Annotated in this window: 11 protein-coding genes; 3 read left to right on the forward strand and 8 right to left on the reverse strand. The window is 46.0% G+C overall.

From position 1 onward, the window contains the following. Positions 1-223: 223 nt before the first annotated feature. The 5 genes from AC2VDX_RS05420 to larC form a co-directional block, all read right to left on the reverse strand. Entirely contained in the window at positions 224-1981 is a 1758-nt protein-coding gene (locus tag AC2VDX_RS05420) for a zinc ribbon domain-containing protein (RefSeq protein ID WP_378174612.1), read from the reverse strand. A 9-nt stretch (positions 1982-1990) separates the two neighbouring features. Next, positions 1991-2701, reverse strand: a complete 711-nt coding sequence (locus AC2VDX_RS05425) for a hypothetical protein (RefSeq protein ID WP_378174609.1) — start codon at positions 2699-2701, stop codon at positions 1991-1993. A gap of 373 nt (positions 2702-3074) precedes the next feature. Continuing rightward, a complete protein-coding gene (locus AC2VDX_RS05430) occupies positions 3075-4223 on the reverse strand; it encodes an alanine--glyoxylate aminotransferase family protein (RefSeq protein WP_378174606.1) in 1149 nt (382 codons plus the stop codon). A gap of 239 nt (positions 4224-4462) precedes the next feature. Next, positions 4463-5323 carry a class D beta-lactamase gene (gene blaOXA, locus AC2VDX_RS05435; RefSeq protein WP_378174603.1) on the reverse strand — a complete coding sequence of 287 codons (861 nt, stop codon included), beginning with the start codon at positions 5321-5323 and terminating at the stop codon, positions 4463-4465. A 198-nt stretch (positions 5324-5521) separates the two neighbouring features. Next, positions 5522-6868 (reverse strand): nickel pincer cofactor biosynthesis protein LarC, encoded by a 1347-nt coding sequence (larC, locus tag AC2VDX_RS05440; protein WP_378174600.1) that lies wholly within the window; start codon positions 6866-6868, stop codon positions 5522-5524. 74 nt (positions 6869-6942) lie between these two features. Between larC and AC2VDX_RS05445 the strand changes: the two genes are divergently transcribed. Together AC2VDX_RS05445 and AC2VDX_RS05450 are read left to right on the forward strand one after the other, a co-directional pair. Then, the gene (locus AC2VDX_RS05445) at positions 6943-7596 is read left to right on the forward strand and encodes an L-threonylcarbamoyladenylate synthase (RefSeq protein ID WP_378174597.1); all 654 of its coding nucleotides are present in this window, start codon (positions 6943-6945) and stop codon (positions 7594-7596) included. A 487-nt stretch (positions 7597-8083) separates the two neighbouring features. Then, entirely contained in the window at positions 8084-9277 is a 1194-nt protein-coding gene (locus AC2VDX_RS05450) for a HetZ-related protein (RefSeq protein WP_378174594.1), read from the forward strand. Between the two features lie 73 nt (positions 9278-9350). Here AC2VDX_RS05450 and AC2VDX_RS05455 read toward each other — a convergent pair whose 3' ends face one another. Then, positions 9351-10079: an ATP-binding cassette domain-containing protein gene (locus AC2VDX_RS05455; RefSeq protein WP_378174591.1), complete on the reverse strand. Its 729-nt coding sequence runs from the start codon at positions 10077-10079 to the stop codon at positions 9351-9353. 96 nt (positions 10080-10175) lie between these two features. Here AC2VDX_RS05455 and AC2VDX_RS05460 point away from each other — a divergent pair, with 96 nt between their 5' ends. Then, on the forward strand, positions 10176-10883 hold the full coding sequence (locus tag AC2VDX_RS05460) for a PHP domain-containing protein (RefSeq protein ID WP_378174651.1): 708 nt from the start codon (positions 10176-10178) through the stop codon (positions 10881-10883). 82 nt (positions 10884-10965) lie between these two features. Here AC2VDX_RS05460 and AC2VDX_RS05465 read toward each other — a convergent pair whose 3' ends face one another. After that, positions 10966-11949 (reverse strand): alpha/beta hydrolase, encoded by a 984-nt coding sequence (locus tag AC2VDX_RS05465; RefSeq protein ID WP_378174588.1) that lies wholly within the window; start codon positions 11947-11949, stop codon positions 10966-10968. Positions 11950-12764: 815 nt separating this feature from the next. Continuing rightward, the gene (locus tag AC2VDX_RS05470) at positions 12765-13448 is read right to left on the reverse strand and encodes a response regulator (RefSeq protein ID WP_378174585.1); all 684 of its coding nucleotides are present in this window, start codon (positions 13446-13448) and stop codon (positions 12765-12767) included. Positions 13449-13645: the final 197 nt, after the last annotated feature.

The following is a 13645-nucleotide window of genomic DNA, read 5'->3' on the forward strand; positions in this document are numbered from 1 at the left end:
CAGTCGCCCGCAATCTAGCTCTCAACCTGTATCGTGATTTAGGCTTTGACAACATGGCTCAAGCTCAGCGTCGTTGTGGGTTCAGCTTGAACCACTTGAAGTCAATCTTTAGAATGAAATAGCCCTGTCAACATTTACTGATGGCTTTGGCAATTTATTTGATAGAAATACTTGCAATAAGATTATTGTCAAACGGATACAAGAACGCCATCAACAGCAATAGTTACCCAGAGATGAATTCATCTGCCGCGTTTTTGATAATCCTCGAACGAACTTCCCCTATCAATCTTATACCCATTAATTGTGTACGTTTCGCCTGAACAATATCACCAATCTTAGGGAACTGCTGCCTAATTCTATCTTTAAGCTTTCCACTAATAGATAAAGCATCAATTGATTCTTCTAGTAAGCCACTTATAATGGATGTTGCTTGAACTTTTTGCCCACACTCAGGGCAAAACTTTGCATTGGGTGGTAAGTCCGCCGAACAATTAGCACATTGGTCTGATGCCTCTTTTAAAGCCCTTAAATAACTTTCAAACTGCGGATCGTCACCTGCAAACTCTTTAGAATATCTAATACTTAAAACCTTGATCGCCTCTGCCAAATCAGGCATTAAAAATGCTTTTTCTGTAACAAGAAGTGCAAGATGCACCATATATCTAAAACCAGTTTTTTTATCAGAAACAGCGATTGTTCCCTTGTTTGTTAGTACGCCTGAGTAGCATAAAATATTTAATGCTAGTTTAAGATTAGGCGACATATCACGTCGAACTGTGAAAAAAGCTGACTGGTAGTTATTTTGCTTTTGACGATGGTTTTTACTTCTAAGTTCTGGAATAATATAACTCCGTAATAAATCCATCCCAACACCAACATGGTGAGAAAACTTAGGGATTCTTTTGGATAAGTTTTGATGATAAGGAATAAGTTCTTTATCAATAAAATCCTGTACTGCTAACCTAACTGCCCTCTCAGAAAACCCTTCTTTTAATTGTTGAGCTTTTTCAAGAGTGCGATTCAAAATATGTAAAAATGCCCGAGGATTTCCTGTAGAAAGATAAATACAGATATCTAGTGTCTGACCTTTACTAAAAATCTTTTTACATAAAGAATTATCAGAATCTATTCGCTTTTTCAACATATCTCTAAAATTTTCTCTGATTGCCTGACGTCCTTCAATAGTATGATCAAATCTATCCATTGGTATAGCTATCGCATCTTGCTCAGGTTCAAAGTTCTTTCCATAAGAAGTTATGCTTGGATAAACAGCTGCCTTAACGGCTATTGAACCGCCATGAATACGTTTAAATATTTCAAAGAAAATTTCTTGTTGTCTAGGAATAAAAGTGTGAGCGGCCTCATCAAATAAAAAGACTATCTTTTGTAGATCGAATTTTGCAATTATTTCCTTAAGAGTTTCCATTACATAGCCTAAGTCGTTAACTTTATCAAAAAAATCATTTCCGATTTTAGCTATTATTTCTTCCTTATTTACTGCCATCGCTAGGTTTTGCAACTGATGGGCTTTTTCTTGCAAATATATTTTTGTCTCTTTAGGAGATTTTATACCAAACATTGCCTCGTATGGATCGATAACACTTTGATGACTAATCAAATCAAGAAAAAGAAGCTTTTCATGTAATTTTTCAAGGATTTTTGCACCTACCCAAGATTGAAAAGCATCCCGTTCACCTACTTTAATTCCCTCTAGTAAGGTACTGGTTTGAAACGTAACATATACAGCTAACTTTCGATGTATCGTAAAGTCTCTGTCCATCTCGAATTCCGCTTGCCTAAGTAGCATAGACTTTCCAACGCCACGAGAACCTTCCAAAAGATGAGCGCCACCACCTTTTACAGTGTCTACAACTTTGCGTTCAAAGTCACCTAAAACTGTTAACTGCGGAATTTGCGTATAGACTAGATCCTCACATCTAGCAGCCTGTAGTAACTCTAAAACTTGTGAATTTTCAGACATTCTTATAATTTATTGCAATCGGGAAAGGGACGGTAATTTTTTTTCTAATTCAAAAAAACTGTCGCTAAATCGATTTTCCCACAGGTGTAACAGTATATTTTGAACTTGCATTACTAAATCGAGATGCTTTTGCCAATCTACAGAATTATGATTAAAACGGTCGGGTAAAACAGACTCAAAGGTGGAAATTTTTCCATGTATTGTATTGCTAAGAATTCTATATATTTTTTTGCATTCTTCCACCTCAAATAGAAAGCCAGTAGATTTTTTATAATTTTCATTTAAAATAAATGATTTATAACTGGGACTATTGAGGTAATCAATCATTTCATTAAAGTTAAGATCCTTATCGTGGCACTTCCATCCCCAGAACTGATGAGGCATATCCCATAAGTATATGATAGCAACACCAAGCTCTAATACTCTACGAAGAAGAGTTTGAGCAGGTTTATCCAGGGAGCATCCAGCTAGATATACTGAAGTTACGACATCTGCAAACACTTCATCAAATATGGTTGTAATTTCTTTCTGAGATTGAGATAAATAGGGCTTTTCGCGTATAACTTGACCGAGAATAGCAAAGGCACGCGCTTTTATTTCTACTTGAGATAATTTTTCTATATTTTCTAAAAGAGAAACTTTTAGATTTTGCCTTAGTTTCTCTTGAAGTTCTATGAAAATTTGGGTTGCTCCCGGACTTTGCTCCTCACTCAAGTCCATAATTTTACCTTTCTATTATTAGATTTATACATTTTTTCAGTAAAGTTGTTTGCAGACATACAACCACTACAACTCCTACAACTGGTTAAGAGCGAAAGTCTGACGCTAATATTGTAGCCGTAGGCTTATCCCTGGGATACAGTTAGCACAAACCAAAGACTTCTAGTTGATGGAACTTGATAATAGGTTGTCAAGTTGTAGAGGATTTGGGCGGTCGCAACTTCCATTCAAGCACCTCAACTGCTAACTAATGAGCAGCAGTTAGGGATGAAAGACAACTAACGGACGATAATTACCCAGAGACAGGCCAAAAAGGCGATCGCGCGATCGCCTTTTTGGAGGGTGCGTTTCTCTTAGCACCCTAAATTCTCATTTAATGAGGTAAAACCTGCCCCAATGCCTCCAAAAGGCGATCCACACTCTCTGGACGGCTGTTGAAGCCCATAAGACCCACACGCCAGACTTTACCCGCGAGTTCGCCCAGTCCGCCCCCAATTTCTATATTGTGTTCGTTGAGTAGCTGACGCGCGATCGCTTTGCCATCCACACCCTCTGGAATGCAAACGGTTGTCAGGGTTGGCAGGCGAAACTCTCGTTTAACGTGCATAGTAAGTCCTAAGTTTTCTAAGCTTTCCCAGAGATACTCGACGTTCTTTTGATGGCGCGTCCAGCTATTTTCTATTCCTTCTTCTGCAATCAAACGCAACGCTTCCCGCAGAGCATAGTACAAGTTAATGGGGGCAGTGTGGTGATAGATGCGTTCCTTGCCCCAATACTTACTCAACAACGTCATATCTAAATACCAATTAGCCACCTTAGTGCCACGTTGTTGCAATTTTTCAACTGCACGCGGACTCATCGTAAACGGCGAAGCACCGGGGGGACAACCTAACCCTTTCTGGCTACAGCTATAAGCTAAGTCAACCTTCCACTCATCCAGAAACAAGGGCACACCCCCCAGACTGGTAACACTATCCACCAATAGCAGACAGTCAAATTCACGACAGATGTCGCCGACTGCTTCCAACGGTTGGCGTGCCCCCGTGGATGTCTCGGCATGGACTAAAGCCAGAATAGCGGGGCGATGAGTTTCTAAGGCGGTTCGGAGTTCGTCTATGGGGAACACTTGCCCCCAAGGTTTGGTAATCGTTCGCACATCCGCACCATATCGTCCTGCCATATCCACGAGACGGTTGCCGAAGTACCCGTTAACGCCCACCAGAACCACATCACCGGGTTCGGTGACGTTGGCAAGGGTTGCTTCCATTGCTGCCGTTCCCGTACCGCTGACTGCAATAGTGAGAGGGTTTTCTGTCTGCCAAACATAGCGCAGCAACATCTGGATTTCGTCCATCAGTGCCAGAAATGCTGGATCGAGGTGCCCCACCGGAGGGGTATTCATCGCCTGAAGGACGGCGGGATGGGCATTGGATGGACCTGGACCCAGCAGCAGACGAGTTGGGATTTCTAAAGGGGCGAGTTGCAGCCGAGTCGTGTTGTTAATTGAGAAGGTTAGGGTCATGATTGGTTCTAGGCTTGATCAAGCGGGGACTAATTTAGAGTCTAAAGGTTAGCTGAGTGCAAGTAACGCTACTGATAAATCGGTTAAGAGACTGTTTGTTAGGACTCGCCGCACATCACCACATAGTAAGGGCAACCACAAGGGATTGAACCCGAAAAAACGCTATATGTATAAGCTTTGCGTAAGTCCTGTTTGTAAGGAAAATCTGAAAGCAGAAAGTTAGGGGTTTGCGGGTGTTTTTAAAGCAGTCCTAACGCTTTAAGACTGCGCCTGGTGATTTCAATGCGATTGACGGCATCATTATCATTTCGCATATCGATATTTGTGGCAAAGAAATAAACATTATTGTTCTGTTCCAGATATCCCACAAACCAGCCAGTCTCAGGAGTCGTAGTGTTAGTCCAGCCCGTCTTTCCGCGCAGCACATAGTCTGGGGTTTGTTCGCGCACCATAATATCTTTGACCAAATTTAAGCTGCGTTGAGAAAAGGGTAAGTCGCTGCGATAGAGACGTTGCAGGAACTCAATCTCTTGTTTGGGCGTAATTTGTAAAGGACCTTCTAACCAAAATCGATCGATCTGCTCAGATGTACCAATTTGGCGGTTTCCATAGCCGACTTGATTGATAAACTTCTGCATCCGTTCATGCCCAATTTTCCGAGCCAAAACTTGGTAGAACCAAACCGTTGAGTCTTTGAAACCTTGGCGCAGGTTGGTGTCTCGGTTCCAAGCTGCCACTTCCCGTTGAATGCCGTCCCAGGTTAATACAGTAACCTCATCTCGAATCACCCCCGTTTCCAATGCCACAAGCGCGTTGAAAATCTTGAAGGTTGAAGCGGGGAAGAATGCCGTTGAGTTTCGAGGCGCGTTATGTTCGTAGAATTGGTTTTTGTTGCGGTCGTAAACTAAAATTGACCCTTCAATGCCCAGTTCTCTGAAAGAACGCCCCAGGTCTATCCTTTGAGCTGTGGTTATCTCCGAAGTTGGTTGAGGTGGCTGAGAGTTCGCCGCAGTGCCGAGGAAAGCGCTAATGGTCAACAGCGCCACGAGGCTAACAATGGCAAGAGCGATCGCTAGCAACACTTGCTTGATTCGATACATCAGGATTTTCCTTACTGATTCAGGACTTACGCAAATAGCACCACATCTGAGGGCAACCACAGGGGGATTGCCCCTACAAAACGCTATATGTATAAGCTTTGCGTAAGCCCTGTGATTTTCAAACCAGTAGTAATACAGCAATCGGTTTGGCAGTTCCAGAAATTTAGTCAGGCATCTGGGACTTCGCTTGCCGCAAATTCAAGTGAAGTTGTGACTGTGCTGGAGATACCAGATATTGAGCGCCAGTTGATGCACCTCGCGCCAGGGAAGGTTGTTTGCCTTGGCTAATTCGGCACAATCTTCGTATTCTGGCTGCACATTAGCGATCGCTCTCTGGTCAGAATGCCCAGTCCAGGCAACCTTGACGCGAACGCAGCCATATTCTGTTTGCACCTGCTGAATTTCTCGCTGCAAAATTGAGCGTTGCTGTATCAGACGCCGGATGCCGAGTGTCGTCGTTTCTCGGAATAAGATGGTTTCGCAAGCGGATATCTGTTCTGGATGGCAAATAACCGTCAGCAAAATGCCAGGACGAGACTTTTTCATCCCAATCGGTTGAGTGAAGACATCTAGCGCACCGGCGGCAAACAGTGCCTCAAACACATAGCCAATGGCTTGGGGACTCAAGTCATCGATTTGGGTTTCCAGCACCGAAATCATTTCTAAACAGGGGCTTTCGGAAGGCTGAATGAATTCCGACTCCTGTTGAGAGGCAAATCGCGTCTCTACACCCTCGCCAATCCAGAGGCGCAGAATATTGGGAATCGGTAACTGACGGGAACCAGCACCATTCCCAACCCGCTGGATAGTCATGGGTGGTGGAGATCCAAAGCCGGTAGCAAGCGTACAAGCGATCGCTGCCCCAGTCGGCGTCACCAGTTCCCGCTCGATCCCATTACTATAAACTGGCACCTGGCGCGATTCCCACAACTTCAATACAGCTGGTACTGGCACCGCTAGCTGACCGTGAGCCGCTCTTACCATACCGCCCCCAGTCGGGAGTGCCGAACAATATAATTCGTCAATCCCCAACCAATCCAAGCCCAGACAAGTGCCCACAATATCTACAATGGCATCAGTAGCCCCGACTTCATGAAAATGAACTTCCTCTGGGGCAATGCCGTGAACCGCTCCTTCTGCGTCTGCCAGCCGTCGAAACACTGCCAAACTGGACGCTTGTACCCGTAACGGAAACTCAGCTGCTGCAATCAACTGCACAATTTCTGGCAAATGCCGCGTCGGGGAATGAGGATGACCCCATGATATCTCGCCATCGTGATGCTGATGCCCCCCATTTTGACGGTGATGTTCGTGGCGGTGATTTAAATCAGTGTCATTGCGATCGCTCAAATCTACGTGAAATTTAGTGGCTTGCTGACCGTTCCGGTGAACCTGTTCGGCTCGTAACTGGTATTCTTGGGAAATTCCCAGCTTATGGAGCTTTTCTCTCAAGTAATCTAGGGGAACCCCCGCATCTACGAGTGCCCCCAGGCACATATCACCGGCAATTCCTGTTGGACATTCTAGATACGCTAGCTTGTTCATAAGGAGATAAGAGTCAGGAGTCTGGAAAAATTCTGGATTCTGAATTCTGTAATCTCAGTTCTGGATTCTGCATTATGGCGACAATCTACAACATCCATCCTGATACACCACAAACTCGTGGAATAGAACAAATAGTAGGTGCCCTAAGAGATGGCGCTGTGATGCTATATCCCACTGATACTGTCTACGCGATTGGCTGTAACCTAAACGTCAAGTCAGCAGTAGAGCGTGTGAGGCAGATTAAGCAGCTATCTAATGATAAGCCCCTGACGTTCCTGTGTCCGTCTCTGTCGAACATTGCCCAATATGCCATCGTCAGTGATGTCGCTTATCGGATTATGAAGAATTTAATTCCTGGGACCTACACGTTTCTGCTGCCAGCCACCAAATTAGTGCCCAAGCTGGTGATGAGTCCCAAGCGCAAAACTACCGGCATTCGGGTTCCAGAGCATACGGTGTGCCAGTCGCTGTTGCAGGCATTAGGCAATCCGATTATTTCCACCTCAGCTCACCTAGCGGATGAGAATGGCAACGCCCCAACTCTAGGGCTGGAGAAGGCAAAATTGTTTGACCAGCTAGACAAGCTAGTAGACATGATTGTGGACACTGGCTCGTCCGGCGGAGATGGGGTATCAACAATTTTGGATTTGACAGATGAGGAACCTGTCATCGTCCGGCGGGGTCTGGGATGGGAGGCTGCAACGGCTTGGGCGACATCGGTCAGTTGATTAAAGATTAAAGATTAAAGATTAAAGATTAAAGATTGAGTTAAAGCTGTTAAATACAAAATCCCAAATCGCCAATTCTTCAATCCCTTTGTGAACTAAAGACTATTAACTACAGCCTCCGCACTAGGGACTTCGGACGATAACCCTACCAGCAATCCAGTTCTTGGATTGTCCACTCAACACCAGCTCCTACCGCTTTGCGACAACACTTTGCGTCGATAGTTTGCGGGGGCGCAAGCCCAGGTACAGCAAGGGTTAGCGCTTCTTTAGGTGAGAGGGAATGATGGGAGAGCGTCGAGATGACCCATAGTGAGCTAAGAGTAGTAACACATCCGCTGTCCGGTGTCCAACAATAAGCCCCTACAGTCTAAATATAGAGAGTTGAGACGGTCAATCGCAGGCGCTGCCTGACGGGAGACAAAACTTTTGAACCGTTTTCAGTGGCTCTTGTTGACTTTGAATACTTTCGCTACCAGGGGCTTTCACCATGACAACTATCAATTCTCCCAGTCAATCTTCTGAAAACCTATGTCACTCGACCGAGCAACTGTTGGGAATCGACGTGCAAACGATGACCGAGCTGTTGTTGGAGGAGTTGCGGACTGAAATCAAAGGGATGTCTTGGCACGTTCAGGCAGTCGCCAACCGAATCGCGCTAGAGGTGGAGCGAATTTGCCGCAAGAGTCCGCGCATCCAAACTTCTGGTGAGGTTCGCTCTTGGCAGTTAAATCTGGGACGGCATCGGTTGCAAAAGTGTCTGTCATATTACCGGCTGGGTTCTAAGCGGGGTCGGGTGGAACTGCACAGCAACCTAAGCGCGATGGTTTATCGTTATGTGGTGTCGCCACAATCTCAATTAGGTTTTCAAGCCCGCTACAACCTGATTGAGGACTTCTTGCAAGAGTTTTACGTGGAGTCTATCAAAGCTTTCCGGCGGGAAAACGATCTGACGGTAGACTACACTCCCCGCACTCAACTGGAACTGGCGGAGTATATGGCGTTCAGCGAACAGTATGCCAAGCGTCGCATCAATTTACCGAATGGCACCAGCCAGCAGCTGGTTGTGTTGAGGGCACAGGGGTTTGCTCGCCGCCAGCCTGCTGAGACGAGCATGGATATTGAGAAGGCGATTGAGTTTCCTAGGGGTGAGGATGCGGACACCCAAAGTCGGTCAGCGGCGATGCACCAGCTGCGATCGCAATTGGTTGCCGATACGATTGACCCGGCGGAAGCGGTGTTGCGCGATCGCGTCGTCGCTGAACTGATGGAATACCTGCAAGTCCAAGGTCAAGAAGACTGTGTAAATTACCTGGTTTTAAAACTGCAAGACCTCCCAGCACCAGAGATTGACGAAATCCTGGGTTTAACAGCACGTCAGCGCGACTACCTACAACAGCGCTTTAAGTACCATGTGGAAAAATTCTCACATTCAAACAACTGGAAGCTGGTACATCAATGGTTAGGAGCCGATCTCGACCAAAAACTGGGACTCTCTTCCCAGCAGTGGGAAGCGTTTTGGAATCAACTTTCTGCGGAACAGCAGCAGCTGTTGCAGTTAAAACAAGCTCTCCTCAGCGATCGGGAGATTGCTCAAACACTCACCTGCACGCCCAAACAGTTACAAAAGCGCTGGACTCAAGTGCTGGAAATGGCTTGGAAAATCCGCAATTTAGACAATTAAAAATGCTTGCATTAAAAATGAATCATTTCTTGTTTCATCTTTAATGCAATAATTTTTAATTTTTAATTATTTTCTACCCCCACTGGAATTTCCCAGGAATGGAATAGGAACGGGAATCGAGCAAATGCTCTGCCTGACCAACTGCAACGACTCGTCCCGCTGCTAATATTACTAAACGATCGGCGAGTTCCAGGGCATCGGCTCGTGAATGAGTCACCAGTACAACCGGCAAGTTAAATTGACGTTGAATGGTTTTCAACTCGGTTCGGAGAGTTGCTCTCAAATCATCATCGAGGGCGCTGAAGGGTTCATCGAGAAGCAGAATTTTAGGGTAGGGAGCTAAAGCACGGGCGATCGCTACCCGTTGAGCTTGTCCGCCAGAAATCTGCTGCACGGGTTGATGTACCAGATCCTCAAGTTCTAACAACTTTACCAATTCATTAACGCGCTGCTGCCGCCGGTGCCGTTGCCAGCGGTTGAGAGCAAAGCCAATATTTTCCGCTACGTTCAAATGCCCAAATAAGGCGCAGTTTTGGAAGACATAACCGACATTTCGCCGGTGCGCTGGCAAGTTCAGACGCTCTTTAGTATCCAGGAAGATTGTTCCCGCCACTTCAATCCGACCCCAGTCCGGATGCAACAACCCTGCGATCGCTTGTAATGTCGAACTCTTGCCACAGCCAGACGGCCCAAATAGAACGGTTAAGCCGCCAGAAACTTCAAACTGAATATTTAGGTGAAACTGCCCGCCAATGGTCGCCGACTTGGGCAGAAAATTTTTGCCAAACGCGACTTTCAGCATGGAATGCACATAGAATACCCCAACGCAATTCCTGTTTAGTTTTGCTAGGGTATATGTTAACAATTGTCAACGAACGCGCACGGCTACTCGGCGGTTATGGCGATCAATCTTGCTCAATCTTCTGCTTCACCCCAGCCACCAGCCCAGAATACAACAGCGCTCAAGCACGTTTTTGAGACGATTCGGGCTGATAGTTGTCCGCACTCCTACAACTTTCATATGCACACCGTCTACTCGGATGGTCGTTTGGCACCGAGGGCGTTGATGGAACAGGCGATCGCTATTGGTCTTAAAGGGCTGGCGATCGCTGACCACCATACGATTGACGGTTTCAAAGAAGCTCAATACTGGCTGCAACACACCTACAAAAATCCCCATTCCGCCCACCTACCCCACCTGTGGATCGGCACCGAAATCACCTCTAGCTTGCTGAACACAGAAGTCCACATCCTTTGCTATGCTTTCGATCCAGAACACTCGGCGATGAAGCTATATCTGAAAGGCTCTGCACCCCAAGGAAGCGATGCTGACGCCGCCAATGTGATTGCCGTCGTCCATCAGGCGGGTGGTTTGGCAGTCTTGGCTCATCCAGCCCGCTACCGCCTTCCCGCTGCCAAACTTATCCCTGCCGCCGCTGAGTTAGGCATTGACGGCGTTGAAACCTACTACGCCTACAACAACCCTAGCCCTTGGCAACCCAGTCCTAGGGAAACGATGGAGGTGGAACAGCTAGCTGCCACCTATGGTTTGTTCAGCACCTGCGGCACCGATACCCACGGCTTAAATTTGCTCCAACGCCTGTAACACCCCCAACCCCTCTGGGCAAGCTCCAGAGGGAAGCTGGAGCCGCTGGCAAGGCGATCGCGCGGCGGTGATATGACTTTTTTTAATCGACGGCTAGCAATGAGATGATTGTAGACAGTTCGGGAGAAACCCGCTGACTCAGATTTAGTTGATTCACTACTGTGTTGAAGGAGTCGCCCTGCTGCAAGCGATCGCGCATCTCCTCCACTTCACCCCAGGTTAAATCGCTTTCGACATAGGCTTTAGCTACTGCAATCACTAAGTCTGAGTATTCATTGCCCTCAGCTTTGGTCATCATATTGTGCTGAATATTCAGAGTTTGGTCAAAGCGGTGATACCAGCACTTGGGTTGATGCGGGAGTAAGGCTTCAAACAAAGCTTTATGTTCTTCGTTACCAACTGCGCGATCGCTTTCACTCGACACAATTAACATGGGCGCGGCGTAACTCATTTCCGCCCGATCGAAGATATCTCTTCCCATGTCTAAAAATACTCGCAACGTTGGCATGAGAAAGCCGTCATAGCCAAAATGTGCGACTCCCGGTTCAGTCTTCCACTCAAAGTAAATATTAAATATCCGCACAAACAGATCCACTACCTTATTGCTGCCACTCAAATAAGGGGCAAACAGCAAAGCCCGATAAATTTGTACGGCGCGTTCTAGGGATAGCCAAGCTGCCAAAGTGCTGCCACCAGAAAGCCCTCCCACTACCACTTTTCTTCCCAAAGCTTGAGCTTGTTGTAGCCAGTAAAGCCCAAACTGTTGATAAACTTCCTGTTCTTCGGGAAGCGGAGGGGGGTTATCTCCATCCCAATTGCCTGCGATGCCATGCCCCGGCAGCAAAGGAATCAAGACGTTGTAACCTGCTTTAAAGAAAGCTTCTCCTATCGGCACAAACTGTTCTGGAGTGGCAGTAAACCCATGAAAGAATAGACACACTTTGTCCGTAGGATTAGAGTAAAGAAAAAACCGAGAGCCGCGAGTTTCATCCATCAGCGGTAGCGCATCTTCACGGGCTTTTGTCTCTCGCACCAATGCTGCGGTAAAGGTGGAATAGTTGAACATTTTTATCTGAATCGTTTTTGGATGGGAAGCCCGAATTCAATGCGGCGCAGCACATCTATAGCAGTCCTAAATGATTCGTGAAGGCGCGATCCCCGACTTCGTAAGAGTTGTCGGGGATCTGAGGCGCTGGCATCTCACAAATAAAATAGGATTGCTATACATCTATTTAGATTAACAGTCACAAGGACTCTGTGAATCCTTCAGTTACAAAAACAGTTCGTAGGGAATGGAAAACGCTCTTGAAACCCAACATCTGCATGGGTTACGCTATCGCTAACCACTACTACAAATAATTAATCCCACCTACTTAGGCTGATTTTCTCAAACGAATGGGTGGCACCCGCAGCTGCAATTTTTGATTTTACAATTGCACACTTAATTAATCGCTTTTCGCTTCTATCTAAAGGAATATAATGTTACTGGCAGCTAAACAAAAGCCGCTCATTGCGGAGCGGCTTTTATGGGTGAGAATCAGCAAAAATTGGCAACTTTTATGGTAATATTCCACTTTGAATGACCATCAGAACGGTGACACTAACGCTCATTAATACTAAAAGAATTCCCAGAGAAATTGATTGACCCAAATGAGGCGTTTGTGAAACTTTCATCTTTTTTCTTTGAATTTATGAATTGTATTTAATGAAGATACCAGCAACCTCAAGGGATCAATGTAAAAAAGACGAGTTTCTTTAATAAACGCAATATTTCTTAAGAATCGTCAGGGCGATCGCTCATAAAGACAAGCACAGATCCAGATAGCAAAAGATGTAAGGGCACGCGCTAAGCCCATGCCCTAAAAGCTGTGAGAGTGAGGATTACCGAGTCAAACCGTGTTCAAGGGCATAGCGCACTAACTCGGTGCGGCTATTTGTCCCTGTCTTGCTAAATAAGCGGCTGACGTACTTCTCAACGTTGCGGACACTGGTTTCCAGGCGTCGGGCAATTTCTTTATTCATCAATCCTTGCGCTACCAAGTCTAAGACACTTTGCTCTCGTGGCGTTAAGTCTATGCGGATATGGGAAGGCGACTGGGGGATTCGATTGGTATCTTCTAACATCCCCCGGATGGCAGCAATCTGTTGCTTGATGTCCTCAATATCGTTACCGCCGGTGGTGTTAGTTGTGGTGGTGCGACGTTCCAGTAAGTTTTTGACAATTGCCTCCAATTCCTCCGGATCGAAGGGCTTCGGGAGATAAGCATCGCAACCCGCTTGATAGCCTTGGATGCGATCGCTTGTCATGCCTCTAGCAGTTAAAAATACCACTGGTAAATTTTTGAAGCGAGGATCTTCCCGCAGCTGCTTGAGGAACTGATACCCATCCACCTTGGGCATCATCACATCTGAAATCACTAAGTCCGGCTGGTTCTTCTGCAACATCTGCCATGCGTCACCAGCGTTACTGGCAACCTGAACGGTAAAACCACTGTCTTGCAGATATTCTTTGACTGCTTCGCGCAGTCCCGGTTCGTCGTCTACCAGTAACAATTTTCCTGTCATTTATCTTTCCTTGCCGCTACGTTTTTTTAACAGTGTTTTCTTAACAGCTGTGTTGGCATCTGTGTTCCCTTGCTGCTGGTTTTTTTTAATGTAGCGAACTTTTTTAACCTCTCTTTGTTGGGACTTCTGGACTATTCAAATGCAACCATCAATAATATAATTTAACGCGCTCAAATTGTCTATTTCTATTTGACAGC

The sequence above is a fragment of the Coleofasciculus sp. H7-1 genome (genome assembly GCF_057473865.1).

What these genes read in the sequence shown, in the direction of transcription:
- AC2VDX_RS05420 (WP_378174612.1), bottom strand. Translation starts at nt 1,981, where the DNA reads ATGTCTGAAAATTCACAAGTTTTAGAGTTACTACAGGCTGCTAGATGT.
- AC2VDX_RS05425 (WP_378174609.1), bottom strand. Translation starts at nt 2,701, where the DNA reads ATGGACTTGAGTGAGGAGCAAAGTCCGGGAGCAACCCAAATTTTCATA.
- AC2VDX_RS05430 (WP_378174606.1), bottom strand. Translation starts at nt 4,223, where the DNA reads ATGACCCTAACCTTCTCAATTAACAACACGACTCGGCTGCAACTCGCC.
- blaOXA (WP_378174603.1), bottom strand. Translation starts at nt 5,323, where the DNA reads ATGTATCGAATCAAGCAAGTGTTGCTAGCGATCGCTCTTGCCATTGTT.
- larC (WP_378174600.1), bottom strand. Translation starts at nt 6,868, where the DNA reads ATGAACAAGCTAGCGTATCTAGAATGTCCAACAGGAATTGCCGGTGAT.
- AC2VDX_RS05445 (WP_378174597.1), top strand. Translation starts at nt 6,943, where the DNA reads ATGGCGACAATCTACAACATCCATCCTGATACACCACAAACTCGTGGA.
- AC2VDX_RS05450 (WP_378174594.1), top strand. Translation starts at nt 8,084, where the DNA reads ATGACAACTATCAATTCTCCCAGTCAATCTTCTGAAAACCTATGTCAC.
- AC2VDX_RS05455 (WP_378174591.1), bottom strand. Translation starts at nt 10,079, where the DNA reads ATGCTGAAAGTCGCGTTTGGCAAAAATTTTCTGCCCAAGTCGGCGACC.
- AC2VDX_RS05460 (WP_378174651.1), top strand. Translation starts at nt 10,176, where the DNA reads ATGGCGATCAATCTTGCTCAATCTTCTGCTTCACCCCAGCCACCAGCC.
- AC2VDX_RS05465 (WP_378174588.1), bottom strand. Translation starts at nt 11,949, where the DNA reads ATGTTCAACTATTCCACCTTTACCGCAGCATTGGTGCGAGAGACAAAA.
- AC2VDX_RS05470 (WP_378174585.1), bottom strand. Translation starts at nt 13,448, where the DNA reads ATGACAGGAAAATTGTTACTGGTAGACGACGAACCGGGACTGCGCGAA.